Origin of the sequence: Streptomyces sp. A 4/2, from assembly GCF_940670765.1 — a bacterium.
In the GTDB taxonomy this organism is placed as follows: domain Bacteria; phylum Actinomycetota; class Actinomycetes; order Streptomycetales; family Streptomycetaceae; genus Streptomyces.
On sequence record NZ_CALNVW010000035.1, the window covers coordinates 67412 to 81998 of the forward strand.

Here is a 14587-nt window from a genome sequence, read left to right on the forward strand (position 1 = left end):
GCACCTATCCTGCATCCTCCTCGGGCGCCCCCTGCGCGCGGGCCAGCGCCAGAGCGGTGTTCACCAGACCGATGTGGCTGAACGCCTGCGGGAAGTTCCCGAGCTGCCGGCCCGCCGCCGGGTCGTACTCCTCGGCGAGCAGGCCCACGTCGTTGCGCAGTGCCAGCAGCTTCTCGAAGAGACACTCGGCCTCGGCGACCCGGCCGGTCAGCCGGAGCGCGTCGGCCAGCCAGAACGAGCAGACCAGGAAGGTGCCTTCGCTGCCGGGCAGTCCGTCGACCGCAGGGCCCCCGGTGCTGTAGCGGCGCACCAGACCGTCGTGGCTCAGCTCCTCGCGCACGGCGTCGACCGTGCCGATGACCCGCGGGTCGTCCGGCGGCAGGAAGCCGACCTGGGGGATGAGCAGCGTCGCCGCGTCCAGCTCCTTGGAACCGTACGACTGGGTGAAGGTGTTGCGCACCGGATCGAAGCCCTTGTCGCACACCTCCTGGTGCACCTCGTCGCGCATCCGCCGCCACCGCTCCACGTCGCCGCGCGCCCGCGGCTCGTCCTCCAGGGTGCGTACGGCGCGGTCGGCGGCCACCCACGCCATCACCTTGGAGTGCACGAAGTGACGGCGCGGTCCGCGTACTTCCCAGAGCCCTTCGTCGGGCTCGCGCCAGCGGGTCTCCAGGAAGCCGAGGAGGCTCAGCTGGACGTTCCAGGCGTGCGGCTTGTTGACGAGACCGGAGGTGCGGGCCAGGTGCAGCGAGTCGATGACCTCCCCGTACACATCGAGCTGGACCTGGTCGACCGCGCCGTTCCCGGTCCGTACCGGTGCGGAACCCCGGTGGCCGCGCAGCCAGCCCAGCTCGGTCTCGGGCAGCCGCCGCTCGCCCGAGAGGCCGTACATGATCTGCAGATCGCCGGGGCTGCCCGCGACCGCGCGCAGCAGCCAGTCCCGCCAGTCGGCCGCCTCGTCGAGATAGCCGCAGGCGAGCAGCGCGCCCAGGGTGAGGGTGGAGTCGCGCAGCCAGCAGAACCGGTAGTCCCAGTTGCGCACGCCCCCGATCTCCTCCGGGAGCGAAGTGGTCGGAGCGGCGACGATCCCGCCGGTCGGGCCGAAAGTGAGCGCCTTGAGCGTGATCAGCGAGCGGATGACGGCCTCGCGGTACGGCCCCCGGTACCGGCAGCGCGCCGACCACTCCTCCCAGTCGGCCAGGGAGCTCTCCAGCGCCTCGTGCGGGTCGGTGAGCGCCGGCCGGGGGTCGTGCGAGGGGTGCCAGGTGAGCACGAACGCCACCTTCTCGCCCTCGGCGACAGTGAACGACGAGCAGGTGGAGAAGTGGTGGCCCCAGGTCTTCACCTCGGGCTCGCTGCGCAGCCACACGGAGTCGGGGCCCGCCACCGCGACCCGGTGTCCGTCCGCCCGGCGCATCCAGGGCACGACCGACCCGTAGTCGAAGCGCAGCCGCAGCGTCCCGGACATGGCCACCTCGCCGGAGACACCCTCGATGATCCGCATGATGTCGGGTGCGGTGTCGCGCTGCGGCATGAAGTCAGTGATCTTGACGGTGCCGGTCGGTGTCTCCCAGACCGATTCCAGCACGAGGGAGTCCCCCACGTAGCTCCGCCGTGTGCAGTTGCCCGCGCCCGTCGGGGCGATGCGCCAGTGGCCGTTCTCGTCGTCCCCGAGCAGGGAGGCGAAACAGGCACCGGAGTCGAAGCGCGGCAGGCACAGCCAGTCGATGGAGCCGTCCCTGCCGACCAGGGCCGCCGTCTGCAGATCGCCGATGAGGGCGTAGTCCTCGATACATTGGGTCACGCTCTCGCGTGTTCCCTGGAGCGGGCCGGGCTAAGCGGCTGCCGGTACCGGTTCCGGCGCGCTCTTCGCCCCGGCAGCGGTCCGGTCGCGCTTTTCACGCCGTACGAGAACCACCCATCCGATGGGCACTCCGGCGGTGAACAGCCACCACTGGACGGCGTACGCCATGTGCGGACCGATGTCCGAGTGTTCGGGCGTCGGGATCAGCTCGGGGGAGTCGCCCCTGGGCTCGGGCGCGGTCTGCTCGATGTACCCGCCGAGGACCGGTCTGCCCAGCGCCTTCGCCTGCTGGGCGCTGCTGATCAGCATCACCTGGCGTGGCGGGAGCCCCTTGACGTTCCTGATCCCGCTGGCCGCGGTCGTCTGATCGGCCATCAGCCGCCCGGTCACCGTCAGGTCGCCCTTGGGAGCGGCGGGGATCTTGGGGAGGGTCATCTGGCTGCCGTTGTCGGGGATCCAGCCGCGGTTGATCAGCACCGTCTTGCCGTTCGTCAGGACGAACGGGGTCAGGACGTGGTAGCCGACGGTGCCGTCGGACGAGGTCCTGCGCCGTACGACGACCTCGTCCGCGGTGTCGAAGTGACCGGTCGCGGTCACCTGGCGCCAGTACTCGTCGTGCGGGACGGTGTGCCCCGGAGCGGTGAGGTCCTCGACGGGTACGGGGGTCGCCTTGAGGTTCTCGCCGATGAGGGCGTTCTGTGCGACCTTGTGCTGGTGGCGGTGCAGCTGCCAGAAGCCCAACTTGATCATCGTCGGCATGAGGACGAGGGCGACAAGGGTGAGGATCACCCACTGCCGGGTCAACAGGAAGCGGTACACGCCTTTGAAGGTACCCCTCAGGTGAAGGCCCCCGGACGGGGGGTCCCGCCGGGGGCCGAACCGGACCTCAGACCTTGTCGACGATCCCCACCTTCCCCTCCGCGCGGGCGCAGTGCCCGCCGCAGTACCACTGGCCGTCGACCTCCACGCCCTGGCCGATGACCCGGACGCGGCAGTGTTCACAGATGGGCGCCATGCGGTGAATGGCGCAGGAGAAGCAGTCGAAGACGTGAATCGCGCCCTGCGCGTGCACCTCGAACGACATGCCGTAGTCGTTTCCGCATACCTCGCAACGTGCCATGCGCCACAGGGTGGGACGGCGGAGCGGCGGCGGGCGAGCGGACGGCGGGCGAGTCGCCCGTCAATCACCCGTCTGCCGGGGCCGGTGTGACATCGCGCAGCAGTTGCGTGAACGCGGCCTCGTCCACGACCGGGGTGCCGAACGACTTCGCCTTGACCGTCTTCGACGTGGCGGAATCCGGGTCGTTGGTGACGAGCAGGCTGGTCAGCCGGGACAGGCTCGTCGCCACGTGCAGCCCGGCCTCGGCCGCCCGGTCCTCCAGCAGCTCGCGGTCGACCGAGGTGTCGCCGGAGAACGCCACCCGCATGCCCTGCAACAGCGGTTTCCCCGGCTCGTACCGGCCCGGATTCGGATAGGGACAGACCGGACGCTTCCGGGAGGGGCGCCAGTTGCCCTGCCGGTACGAGGCCTGGTACCCGACGCGCGGCGCCGGCGGGGCGTCCGACCACTCGGTGAGCGGCAGGCACTCCAGGAGCGGCAGCCGCACCCCGTCCCGGGCCGCCGCGTGCAGACTCGGACGGAAGGCCTCGGCGAGCACCCGGGCGTCGTCGAGGGCGTGGTGCGCGTGTTCCTGTACGACGCCGAAGTGCGCGGCGAGCGACTCCAGCTTGTGGTTGGGCAGCGGGAGCGCCAGCTCCTTGGAGAGCGCGATGGTGCACAGCCGCTGGCGGACCGGGGCGGTGCGCTGCGCGCGTGCGTACTCCCTGGCGATCATCTGCCAGTCGAAGATGGCGTTGTGCGCCACCAGGACCCGGCCGTCGAGCCGTTCGGCGAACTCGGCCGCGATCTCCGGGAAGAGGGGGGCGCTCTCCAGGACGTCACTGGTCAGACCGTGGATCCAGACGGGCCCGGGGTCCCGCTCCGGATTGACCAGCGTGTACCAGTGGTCCTCGACGTTTCCGCGGGCGTCGAGCCGGTAGACGGCAGCGGAGATTATCCGGTCGTCGCGGGCGAGGCCGGTGGTCTCCACGTCGACGACCGCGTATCCCTGCGGGTAAGCGGTCGGCCATGCTGTCGCTGTTGTCTGGCGGTCGTCGAGCATGGTCACAGAGAATACGGGCCCCGACCGACAACCTGGGAATCCCGGGGTCCCCGGCCGCCGCTCAGGGCGCGAACAGGCTCTGCACCAGGGCAGTGACCGAGAGGGTGAAGAGGTGTTCGGGGTCGGCCGGTCCGGCCAGCGCGCGCGCCAGGGCCGGGTCGTGCTCCGCGGCCGGAGTGTCCCAGAGCTCCTCCTCGCCGGGGTGCTGGGCGGGTGAGCGCTCGCGGTTGCGCTCGACCAGTACGAAACCGACGGTCTGGAACTGCACGGCCCGTACCGCGTCGGCGGCGCGCGCCCCGCGCAGCCCGGCCGCGTGCACCTCATGCACGAGCGCCTGCTGTGCGGGGAGGAACATCCGTTCCGTCAGGCCGCGTTCATGGACCATCGCGATCAGGTGCGGGCGTCCGCGCAGCTCCTTGCGGAGCGTTCTCGCCACCGACACGACCCGGTCCGCGGGTGTGCTGCCGTGCGGGGTTATCTCGCCGAGTTCCCGCACGGTGCGTTCGACGAGGGCGTCCAGCAGCGACTCGCGATTGCCGATGTGCCAGTAGATCGAGGTGACCGCGGTGCCGAGTTCGGCGGCGAGTTTGCGCATGGACAGGGCGCGCGGTCCCTGCTCCTTCACCAGCTCCGCCGCAGCGGTCAGGATCTCCTCGCGGGTCAGCGAAGGTCGTGGCACGGGACTCTCGACTTCCTTTCCTGCATGGCTCTTTACCCTTCACGGGCTCTGCTGTAACTGTGTTACAGGCTACCTGCGAAAGGTGACGACATGGCACGCGTACGGTACGGCGCGCGCACCGGCGAAGAGATCTCGGCCGCCCGCGCAGCGAGTTCCAGGCTTCCCGACATCTGGTCCACCGGGGTGGTGGCGGTCTGGGAGAGCGACCCCGACGCGGTGGCAGCGGTGCTGCCGCCGCCGCTCGGCCCGGCCGGACGGCCGCTCGTCCGGGCCAACATCAGCAAGGTCGATCTGCCGGGTTATCCGCTCGGTGCGGGCTCGGTGGCGGTCGCCGCCGTCCACGAGGGGGTGGAGGGCTGGTATCCGCTCGTCATGCCGATGACCCATGAGCGCGCCCTGACCGGCGGGCGCGAGGTCTTCGGCGAGCCGAAGAAACTGGGTGAGGTCACCGTCGAGCGGGACGGCGCGACCGTGCGCGCGGTGCTCGCCCGGCACGGCGTCGCCTTCGTGGAGGTGCGGGGCGAGGTGACAGGCCCCCTCCCGCTGCCCGGACCGCGCGAGAAGGTCGACTTCTACTTCAAGTTCCTTCCCGCGGTGGACGGTCAGGGCTTCGACACGGAACCCGTGCTCGTCCACTGCACGCGCCACGAGAAGGTCCGCAGGCTGGAGGAGATCTCCGGCGAGGTGCTGCTGCGCGAGTCGGCGTACGACCCGGTCGCGGACCTCCCCGTACGCCGTGTCGTCGAACTCACCATCGGTGAGAAGACCACCGACCAGCGGGGCCGGGTCGTCGGGCCGGTGGACGCGCAGGCCCTGCTGCCGTACATCCACCAGCGTTACGACGATCCCCAGCAGATCCTCGACGGCCCGCCGGAAGGGAGCGTCTGATGCGGTTGGAACCGGGCCGGGTGGCCGTCGTCACGGGCGCCGCGAGCGGCATCGGCCTCGCCATGGCACGGAAGTTCGCCGCCGGTGGGCTGAAGGTCGTACTCGCCGATGTGGAGGCGGCGGCGCTGGACAGCGCCGCGGAGGAACTGCGCGCCGAGGGCGCACAGGTACTGGCCCGCGTCGTCGATGTCGGTGAGCGTGACGAGGTACTGGCGCTCGCCGACGCGGTGTACGGGACCTTCGGCGCCGTCCATGTGCTGTGCAACAACGCGGGTGTCGGCTCCGGTGCGGAGGGCCGCATGTGGGAGCACGATCCCAACGACTGGAAGTGGGCCTTCGCCGTCAACGTGTGGGGCGTCTTCCACGGCATCCAGGCCTTCGTCCCGAAGATGATCGCCTCCGGCGAACCCGGCCATGTCGTCAACACCTCGTCGGGCGACGGCGGTATCGCCCCGCTGCCGACCGCCTCCGTGTACGCCGTCACCAAGTCGGCGGTGGTCACGATGACCGAATCGCTGTACGCACACCTCAGGGCGGAGGGCGTGCGGGTCGGAGCGTCCGTGCTCTTCCCCGGGCCGCACATGCTCCGTACCGGGCTGTGGGAGTCGCACCGCAACCGGCCCGAGCGGTACGCGAAGGAGCGGCCCCGCAGGACCCCCTACCGCAGTCTCGACCAGTGGGAGTCCGCGATGAAGGACTCCGGGCAGGAGGTGCGGTTCACCCCGGTCGAGGAGGTTGCCGAGCTGGTCGCCGAGGGGATCGAGGCCGAGCGGTTCTGGCTGCTGCCGGAGAGCGAGCACAGCGACCTGCAGATCAGGAGGCGCGCGCAGTCGATGCTCGACCGGGCCGCCCCGTCGTACCTGGAGAACTTCGTACTCGACTGACCCGTCCCCGGCCGACCCGCACCGGCTGATCCGTCCCTGGCCGAGCCGCGCCGACTGATCCGTCCCCGGCCGACCCGCACCGGCTGATCCGTCCCTGGCCGAGCCGCACCGGCTGATCCGTCCCTGGCCGAGCCGCGCCGACTGATCCGTCCCTGGCCGAGCCGCACCGGCTGATCCGTCCCTGGCCGAGCCGCGCCGACTGATCCGTCCCCGGCCGACCCGCGCCGATTGCTCCGCGCCGATTGCTCCGCGCCGACTGATCCCTTCCGTACCCGACCGAGGAGCCAGCGATGACAGACCCGTACCTGATCATCTCCTCCGACTGCCACGCCGGTCTGCCGACCGAGCAGTACCGGCCGTATCTGGACCCGCGCTTCCACCGTGCCTTCGACGGCTTCCTCGGCGAGCGCGACGCCCGCCGCGCGGAGATGACCCGGCTGGGGGTGCGCAACGAGGCCTTCGCCGCCCAGTGGTTCACGGACAACGAGGAGGGACTGAAAGGCGGTTGGGACACCGGCCGGCGCCTCAAGGAGCTCGACGGCGACGGAGTGGCGGCCGAGGTCGTCTTCCCCGACGCGGACGCCGTGGACAGCCGGACCGCGGCACCCTTCGGGGTCGGCCTCGGGCTCTCCGGGGACCAGGACCCCGACCTCGGGATGGCCGGTGCGCAGGCGCACAACCGCTGGCTGGCCGAGTTCGTCGGAGAGCACCCCGAACGGCACTGCGGGGTCGCGCTCCTGCCCATCACGGGCGAGGTGGACCGGGTCGTCGCCGAGGTGTACCGGGCGAAGGAATCCGGGCTCGGCGCGCTGATGATCCCCGCCATGTGGGTGGACAAGGCGCCCTACCACGACCGGCGTTACGACCCCGTGTGGGCAGCCGCCGCCGAGACGGGCATGCCGGTCGTCACCCACTCGGGCGCCGCGCCGCGCCATGAGTACGGTGACCACCTGGGCATCTACGTGAGCGAGGTGACCTGGTGGCCGTCCCGCCCGCTCTGGTTCCTGCTCTGGTCAGGTGTGTTCGAGCGCCACCCCGGGCTGAAGTTCGGCATCGCCGAGTCCGGTTGCTGGTGGCTGCCCAATCAGCTCTGGTTCATGGACCGCCTCTACCTGGGCGCGCACGGCGGGAAGAAGCTCTCCCCGTTCGCCGAGCTGCAGCGCCCGCCGAGCGAATACCTGGACCGTCAGGTCTTCATCTGTGCCACCAACACCAAACGCCGCGAGCTCGCCCTGCGTTACGAGATCGGCGTCGACAACATCCTCTGGGGCAGCGACTTCCCGCACCCCGAGGGCACCTGGCCGCGGACCCGTGAGTGGCTGCGGAACACCTTCCACGACATTCCGGTCGACGAGACCCGGCGCATGCTGGGCCTGGCGGCAGCCGATGTCTTCGGCTTCGACACGAAGGCGCTGGAGCCGATCGCCCGGCGGATCGGCCCCACCCCGGACGAGCTGGGCCAGCCGGCCGACCAGACGGCCGTCGAGGCCGCCTGGGCGAAGTCCCGTGAGGTGGGCCGCCACTGGCTCACCGGCCATGAATTCCCGCAGACGGGGGTCCTGTGATGTCCCCGGTGGACCGCTACACCGTCATCTCGGCCGACTGCCACGCCGGCGCCGACCTGCTGGACTACAAGCCGTACCTGGAGAAGCGCCACCACGAGGACTTCGACGCCTGGGCGGCCACGTACGTCAATCCGTACGAGGACCTCGTCGCCGACACCGCCGACCGCAACTGGAACTCCGCCCGCCGGCTCGCCGAACTCGAAGCGGACGGCATCGTGGCGGAGGTCGTCTTCCCCAACACCATTCCGCCGTTCTTCCCGAGCGCCTCGCTGATGGCCCCGGCGCCGTCGAAGGAGGAGTACGCGCAGCGCTGGGCCGGGCTGCGCGCCCACAACCGCTGGCTCGCCGACTTCTGCGCGCAGGCGCCGGGGCGGCGGGCGGGCGTCGCCCAGATCCTCCTCAACGATGTCGGGGAGGCCGTACGGGAGGTGCGTCGCACCCGGGCGGCGGGCCTCACCGGCGGGATCCTGCTGCCCGGCGCCCCGCCGGGCTCCGGGGTGCCCGAGCTGTACTCGCAGACGTACGACCCGCTCTGGGCGGTCTGCGAGGAGCTGGGAGTCCCGGTCAACCACCACGGCGGCTCGGCCTCCCCGCCGCTGGGCGACGAACCCGCCGCGCGGGCCGTCTTCATGGTCGAGACCACCTGGTTCTCGCACCGCGCCCTCTGGCATCTGATCTTCGGCGGGGCCTTCCGGCGGCACCCCGGCCTCCGGCTCGTACTCACCGAACAGGGCTCCGGCTGGATCCCGCGGGTCCTCGACATGCTGGACTACTACCACGGCCGACTGGTCTCGGCGGCCTCGAAGGCGGCCACCGCCGAGTCCAAGTTCGGTGCGGGGCTCGCTACTTCGATGGGCGGCGGGCCCAGCGAGGTCTGGCGCGACAACTGCTTCGTCGGTGCGAGCTTCATGCGTCCGCACGAGGTGCCGCTGCGGGAGCAGATCGGCCTGGACAAGATCATGTGGGGCAGCGACTACCCGCACGACGAAGGCACTCATCCCTACACCCGCGAGGGTCTGCGGATCGCCTACGCGGGGCTCCCGCGCGAGGAGGTGGCCGCCATGGTGGGCGGCAACGCCGCCCGGGTGTACGGCTTCGACCTCTCCCTGCTCGATCCCGTCGCCGCGAAGACGGGGCCGACCGTGGCCGAGGTCGCCGAGCCGCTGACGGAGGTCCCGGCGGACGCCACGAGCCCGGCCTTCGCCCGCGGAGGGTCGGTCCGGGTGTGGTGAGACGCGGGGTCCGAGCGGGTCGGTGCGGATCCCCGGCGGGAGCGGGTGAGACCCTCCCTGGGTGACTGATCAGACCCACGACGAGGCCCACGGCGGCGGCATCGGGGCCCGCCTCAACTGGCTCCGGGCCGCCGTGCTCGGCGCCAACGACGGTGTCGTCTCCACCGCGGGCATCGTCGTCGGCGTCGCCGGTGCCACCGACTCGCGCGCCGCGCTGCTCACCGCCGGACTCTCCGGACTGCTCGCCGGATCGATGTCGATGGCGGCGGGGGAGTACGTCTCGGTCTCCACCCAGCGCGACTCCGAGAAGGCCGCCCTGGCCCAGGAGAGGCGCGAGCTGCGCGAGACTCCGGAGGCCGAACTCGCCGAGCTGGCCGGGCTGTTGGAGGGCAAGGGGCTCTCCGCCGAACTGGCCCGCGAAGCCGCCGAGCAGCTGACCGAGCGGGACGCCCTGCGCGCCCACGCCGAGGTGGAACTGGGCATCGACCCCGACGACCTCACCAGCCCCTGGCAGGCGGGGGGAGCCAGTTTCCTCGCCTTCACGGTGGGCGCGCTGCTCCCGCTGCTGGCGATCGTCCTGCCGCCCGCGTCCCTGCGGCTGTACGTCACGGTGCTCTCGGTCCTGGCGGCGCTGATCCTGACCGGGTGGTGGAGCGCCCGCTCGGGGGCGGCTCCGGTGCGTGCGGCGGTGGTGCGGAACGTCGCCGGGGGAGCGCTGGCCATGGCGGTGACCTACGCGGCCGGTGCGCTGCTGGGGGCGGCCGGGGTCTGAGCCCCGGCGGCCGGGGCGCTCCGGAGGGCGCGTCGGCGCCCCTACCGGCAGCGGTATCAGCAGTGGTATCGGCAGCCGTATCGGCAGTGGCATTGGCGGAAGTCACCAAAACTCGCTGACAGATCGTCTCGCATACTTGTCAGTAACAACATCTAGCCGCAGCCGATCGCCCGGCCGTACCGTGCTGGCATGCCGAACCTGCCTGATGTCGTGCTGTGGTCCGTACCGGCCTTCGTCCTGCTCACCGTCGTGGAGATGGTGAGTTACCGGTTCCACCCGGACGAGGAGGCCGCCGGGTACGAGACCAAGGACGCCGCCACCAGCGTCGGCATGGGTCTCGGCAGTCTGGTCTTCGACGCCCTCTGGAAGATCCCGATCGTCGCCGTCTACACCGCGGTGTACGAACTGACCCCGCTGCGCATCCCGGTGCTGTGGTGGACGGTCCTCCTGATGCTGCTCGGGCAGGACTTCTTCTACTACTGGTCGCACCGCGGCCACCACGTCGTCCGCATCCTGTGGGCCTGCCACGTGGTCCACCACTCCAGCCGCAAGTTCAACTTCACGACCGCGCTGCGCCAGCCCTGGACCACGCTGACCGTCTGGCCGTTCTACGTCCCGCTGATCGCCCTCGGCGTGCATCCCGCGGCCCTCGCGTTCTGCTCCTCCGTCAACCTCGTCTACCAGTTCTGGGTACACACCGAACGGGTCGGCACGCTGCCGCGCCCCTTCGAGTACGTGCTCAACACGCCCTCTCACCACCGGGTGCACCATGCCTCCCAGGGCGGGTACCTGGACCGTAACTTCGGCGGCATCCTGATCGTCTGGGACCGGCTGTTCCGGTCCTTCACGGGCGAGGGCGAGCGGCCCGTCTTCGGGCTGACCAAGAACATCGCGACGTACAACCCGCTGCGTGTCGCGACCCACGAGTACGCGGCGATCGCCCGGGACGTCCGGGCGGCCGACAGCTGGCACGAGCGCGCCGGGCGGATCTTCGGCGGGCCCGGCTGGCAGCCGGCGGGACGCTCCCCCGCACCCGGCGCCGGGACCGTTCACGAGGCGACGGCAGCCGAGCGGATCGCGTGACGACGGATCCGGCGGTGCCGAAGCCGGTGACACCGGAACGGGAGATGCCTGAACAGGTGGTGCCGGGTCAGGTGCCGGAGCCGGTGGCGCAGAGCAGGGCGGCCCGGCTGCTGCTGCTCGTCTTCGTGCTCGTGGCGCTCGTCGACCTCGTGGCCGTTCTCGCCCACTGGCCCACCGCTCACACCGTCGCCAAGCCGCTGCTGATGCCGCTCCTCGCGGCCCATGCGTACGCCCGCGGCGCCCCCCGTCCGCTGCTCGCCGCGCTGCTCTTCGGCTGGGGCGGCGACACCCTGCTCCTCATCGACGCGGACCCCGCCTTTCTCGCCGGAATGGCGTCCTTCGCGGCGGGACACCTCTGCTACCTGGTGCTCTTCGGGCGCCGTCGTACGCCTCCGGGCCGGGGGAGTGCCAGGCGTACCGGGCCGGCCGTGGCGTACGCCGTCGCGCTCGGCTGCGCGATCGCCGTTCTCTGGCCCGGCCTGCCCGCCGGGCTGCGCGTCCCGGTGGCGGGATACTCGCTGCTGCTCACCGCGATGGCGTACCGCGCGGGCGGGCTCGGCCGGTACGCCGCGCTCGGCGGGGCGCTCTTCCTGGTCTCGGACACCCTGATCGCCACCGGTATCGCCTCCCTTCCGCAGCTGCCCGCGCCGGACTTCTGGGTCATGGCCACCTATCTGGCGGCCCAGTGCCTGCTGGTCACGGGGGTACTCCGGTGCGGGGCCACGCCGCCGTCGGCGTACCGTGACAGTCGTACATCTGTCTGACCAGCAAGGATTTCCCCATGCGCGCCACCGTCATCCACGCCCCTCACGACATCCGGGTGGAGGAGGTGCCGGACCCCGAGATCCAGCAGCCCGGCGACGCGGTCGTCCGCGTGCTGCGCGCCTGCATCTGCGGCAGCGACCTGTGGGCGTACCGCGGTGTCGCCGCCCGGGAGCCCGGTCAGAGGATCGGCCACGAGTTCCTCGGCATCGTCGAGGAAGCGGGCTCCGGGGTCAGCGGCTTCGCGGCCGGGGACCTCGTCGTCGCCCCCTTCGTCTGGTCCGACGGCATGTGCGAGTACTGCGCCGAAGGGCTCACCACCTCCTGCACGCAGGGTGGCTTCTGGGGTTCGGTCGGCTCCGACGGCGGTCAGGGCGAAGCCGTCAGGGTGCCCTTCGCCGACGCCACACTCGTCAAGCTCCCGGCCGACGCCGCCTCCGACGACCACCTGCTGACCGCGCTGCTCGCACTCTCCGACGTCATGGGCACCGGCCACCACGCGGCCCTCGGAGCGGGCGTGCGCCCCGGCAGCACGGTCGCCGTCGTCGGTGACGGGGCCGTCGGGCTCTGCGGCGTGCTGGCCGCCAAGCGGCTCGGCGCCGAGCGGATCATCGCGCTGGGGCGGCACCAGGTCCGCACCGACATCGCCAGGACGTTCGGCGCCACGGACGTGGTCGCGGCGCGCGGTGACGAGGCCGTCGCCGCGGTACGTGACATGACGCGCGGGCAGGGCGCCCACGCCGTGATCGAGGCCGTCGGCACCGAGCAGTCGATGCGCACGGCCGTCGCCATCGCCCGCGACGGCGGCGCCGTCGGCTACGTCGGCGTACCGCACGGCAGCGGTACCGGCCTGGACCTCAGCGACATGTTCGACCGCAACATCGCGCTGCGCGGCGGCGTCGCGCCCGTCCGCACCTACATACCCGAACTGCTCCCCGACGTACTGGACGGCACGATCGACCCCTCGCCGGTCTTCGACCTGACCGTCGGCCTGGACGGTGTTCCGGACGGCTACCGGGCGATGGACGAGCGCACCGCGCTCAAGGTGCTCGTCAAGTAGGCCCGGCGGGCCTCGACCGGTCCGCCGGGCCGTCGGTGGGGGCGGCCGGCCGCCCCCACCGGAGGTGCTACCAGGTCACCGCGTTCAGGGCGTTGACCAGGCCGGACCCGTAGAAGCCGTTGTGACCCCGACCGCCCTGGCAGACCGCGTCGACGGTGCCGTCACCGTCGATGTCGTACGACGCGGGGCAGGCCAGCTTGTCCGCCTCGGCGGACAGCAGCGCCTTGACCAGCTGCGGCGAGGCGTGCGGGTGCGTGGACTTGATCAGCGCCGCGACACCCGCGACGTGCGGGGACGCCATGGACGTACCGGCCATGTAGGCCCAGCCGCCGCCGGGGACCGGGCCCAGGATCAGGCCGTTGTTCGCCGGCGCGTCGGGGGCCTGGTAGGCGGTGGAGTCACCACCGGGGGCCGCGACGTCGATGATTCCCCGGCCGTAGTTGGAGAACGACGACTTCAGGTTCTTGGCGCCCGTCGCGGCGACCGTGACGACCCCCGGCAACTCGGTGGGTATGTCGAGGCACTTGGACGGGTCCACCGTCCGGTCCCCCGGGGTGCCGTCGTTCGGGCTCGACGGGTCGGTTATCGAGTGCGAGGCGAGGTCGTAGCTCTCGTTGCCCGCGGCTGCGACATTGACCGTGCCCTTCTTCTCCGCGTACTGCGAGGCGCGGGTGACCGCGTCGACCAGGGCCCGCTGGTCCGGGTCGTCCTTGCAGTTGAAGTACCACGGGTCGGTGTAATAGCTGTTGTTGGTCACGTCGACCCCGTGGTCCGCGGCCCACATGAAGCCGCACACGACGGCCTCCGTGTAGAAGGACCCGCCCGTCGTGCCCACCTTGATGCCCGACACCTTCACCCCGGGGGCGACCCCGGTGATGCCGACGCCGTTCTTCGCGCCCGCGATCTCACCTGCCACATGGGTGCCGTGCGGGCTCTCCTCGGCGGTCGGCCGCCAGGCACCGTCCGTGGTGTCGGGCTTGCCCGTCACACAGTTGACGGAGGCCTTGCGGTCGAAGTTCGGTGCGATGTCCGGGTGGGTGTCGTCGACGCCCGTGTCGATCACCGCGACCGTCACCTTGGAACTGCCGAGAGTCTTCTCGTGCGCCTTGTCGGCCTTGATCGCCTTCAGGTCCCACTGCAACGGCTCCAGCGGGTCCTCCCCGGAGGCCGCCTTCGCCGACAGCGACTTCAGCTGCTTCGCCGTGAGCTTCAGCGGGGTACCGACGTCCGTCGTCGACTCGGCGGGCAGCGGCGCGGTGCGGGTGGCACCGGCCGAAGAGACGCCCTTGACCGCGCGGACGTTCTTCGCGAAGTCCGGGTCGGCCGAGTGCGCGACGATCACGCCGATCTTGTCGTACGTCATCACCACCGAACCGCCGGCCCGGGAGATCGCCTGTCTCACCGAGTCCAGCGTGCGGTGGTCGGTTCTGGTGTTCACCACGTACGAGAGTGCAGGGCCCGTGGCGTGCGCCGAGCCACCCCCCGACTCCGCGGTGGCCGTGCCCGGCAGGAAGCCGAGCGAAGCGACGAGTGCCAGTCCGGCGGGCAGCGCGACCGCGCGCCACCGCCCGGATGCCAGATGAGCCATGGGTTCTCCACATCATCCGTATCAGCCGCCCTGCTGCGGGACGCAGTTGGGCGGTACATGACCAGCGAAACTATCGCTGATCATCGGCGGACAGCAATCAATCGGTCA

14 protein-coding genes are annotated in these 14587 nt (G+C 71.2%); 8 read left to right on the plus strand and 6 right to left on the minus strand.

Annotated features, from left to right (window positions below; all coding sequences use genetic code 11):
• Positions 1-4 precede the first annotated feature (4 nt).
• The 5 genes from NBY69_RS26125 to NBY69_RS26145 form a co-directional block, all read right to left on the minus strand.
• Positions 5-1804 (minus strand): glycoside hydrolase family 15 protein, encoded by a 1800-nt coding sequence (locus tag NBY69_RS26125; protein ID WP_250303972.1) that lies wholly within the window; start codon positions 1802-1804, stop codon positions 5-7.
• 30 nt (positions 1805-1834) lie between these two features.
• On the minus strand, positions 1835-2623 hold the full coding sequence (locus NBY69_RS26130; RefSeq protein WP_250303975.1) for an SURF1 family protein: 789 nt from the start codon (positions 2621-2623) through the stop codon (positions 1835-1837).
• A 67-nt stretch (positions 2624-2690) separates the two neighbouring features.
• A complete protein-coding gene (locus NBY69_RS26135; protein WP_250303977.1) occupies positions 2691-2924 on the minus strand; it encodes a hypothetical protein in 234 nt (77 codons plus the stop codon).
• Positions 2925-2988: 64 nt separating this feature from the next.
• Positions 2989-3972 carry a DEDDh family exonuclease gene (locus NBY69_RS26140; protein ID WP_250303979.1) on the minus strand — a complete coding sequence of 328 codons (984 nt, stop codon included), beginning with the start codon at positions 3970-3972 and terminating at the stop codon, positions 2989-2991.
• A 55-nt stretch (positions 3973-4027) separates the two neighbouring features.
• On the minus strand, positions 4028-4645 hold the full coding sequence (locus tag NBY69_RS26145; RefSeq protein WP_250303981.1) for a TetR/AcrR family transcriptional regulator: 618 nt from the start codon (positions 4643-4645) through the stop codon (positions 4028-4030).
• A gap of 90 nt (positions 4646-4735) precedes the next feature.
• Here NBY69_RS26145 and NBY69_RS26150 point away from each other — a divergent pair, with 90 nt between their 5' ends.
• The 8 genes from NBY69_RS26150 to NBY69_RS26185 all read left to right on the plus strand — a co-directional run bounded on the left by NBY69_RS26150 (position 4736) and on the right by NBY69_RS26185 (position 12891).
• Entirely contained in the window at positions 4736-5533 is a 798-nt protein-coding gene (locus NBY69_RS26150) for an acetoacetate decarboxylase family protein (RefSeq protein WP_250303983.1), read from the plus strand.
• Entirely contained in the window at positions 5533-6417 is an 885-nt protein-coding gene (locus tag NBY69_RS26155) for an SDR family NAD(P)-dependent oxidoreductase (RefSeq protein WP_250303984.1), read from the plus strand. Before NBY69_RS26150 ends, NBY69_RS26155 begins: the two co-directional genes overlap by 1 nt.
• A gap of 290 nt (positions 6418-6707) precedes the next feature.
• A complete protein-coding gene (locus NBY69_RS26160) occupies positions 6708-7982 on the plus strand; it encodes an amidohydrolase family protein (protein WP_250303986.1) in 1275 nt (424 codons plus the stop codon).
• Positions 7982-9214: an amidohydrolase family protein gene (locus NBY69_RS26165; RefSeq protein WP_250303988.1), complete on the plus strand. Its 1233-nt coding sequence runs from the start codon at positions 7982-7984 to the stop codon at positions 9212-9214. The genes NBY69_RS26160 and NBY69_RS26165 overlap by 1 nt, the downstream gene beginning before the upstream one ends.
• 61 nt (positions 9215-9275) lie before the next feature.
• Positions 9276-9986, plus strand: a complete 711-nt coding sequence (locus tag NBY69_RS26170) for a VIT family protein (RefSeq protein WP_250303989.1) — start codon at positions 9276-9278, stop codon at positions 9984-9986.
• Between the two features lie 189 nt (positions 9987-10175).
• Complete coding sequence (locus tag NBY69_RS26175) at positions 10176-11069, plus strand: sterol desaturase family protein (RefSeq protein WP_250303992.1); 894 nt, start codon at positions 10176-10178, stop codon at positions 11067-11069.
• A 44-nt stretch (positions 11070-11113) separates the two neighbouring features.
• Entirely contained in the window at positions 11114-11833 is a 720-nt protein-coding gene (locus NBY69_RS26180) for a lysoplasmalogenase (protein WP_250303993.1), read from the plus strand.
• 17 nt (positions 11834-11850) lie between these two features.
• Positions 11851-12891 (plus strand): zinc-dependent alcohol dehydrogenase family protein, encoded by a 1041-nt coding sequence (locus NBY69_RS26185; RefSeq protein WP_250303996.1) that lies wholly within the window; start codon positions 11851-11853, stop codon positions 12889-12891.
• Positions 12892-12958: 67 nt separating this feature from the next.
• Here the strand turns inward: NBY69_RS26185 and NBY69_RS26190 are convergent, their stop codons facing one another.
• Positions 12959-14479, minus strand: coding sequence for a S8 family serine peptidase (locus NBY69_RS26190; protein WP_250303999.1), 1521 nt, complete (start codon positions 14477-14479; stop codon positions 12959-12961).
• Positions 14480-14587: the final 108 nt, after the last annotated feature.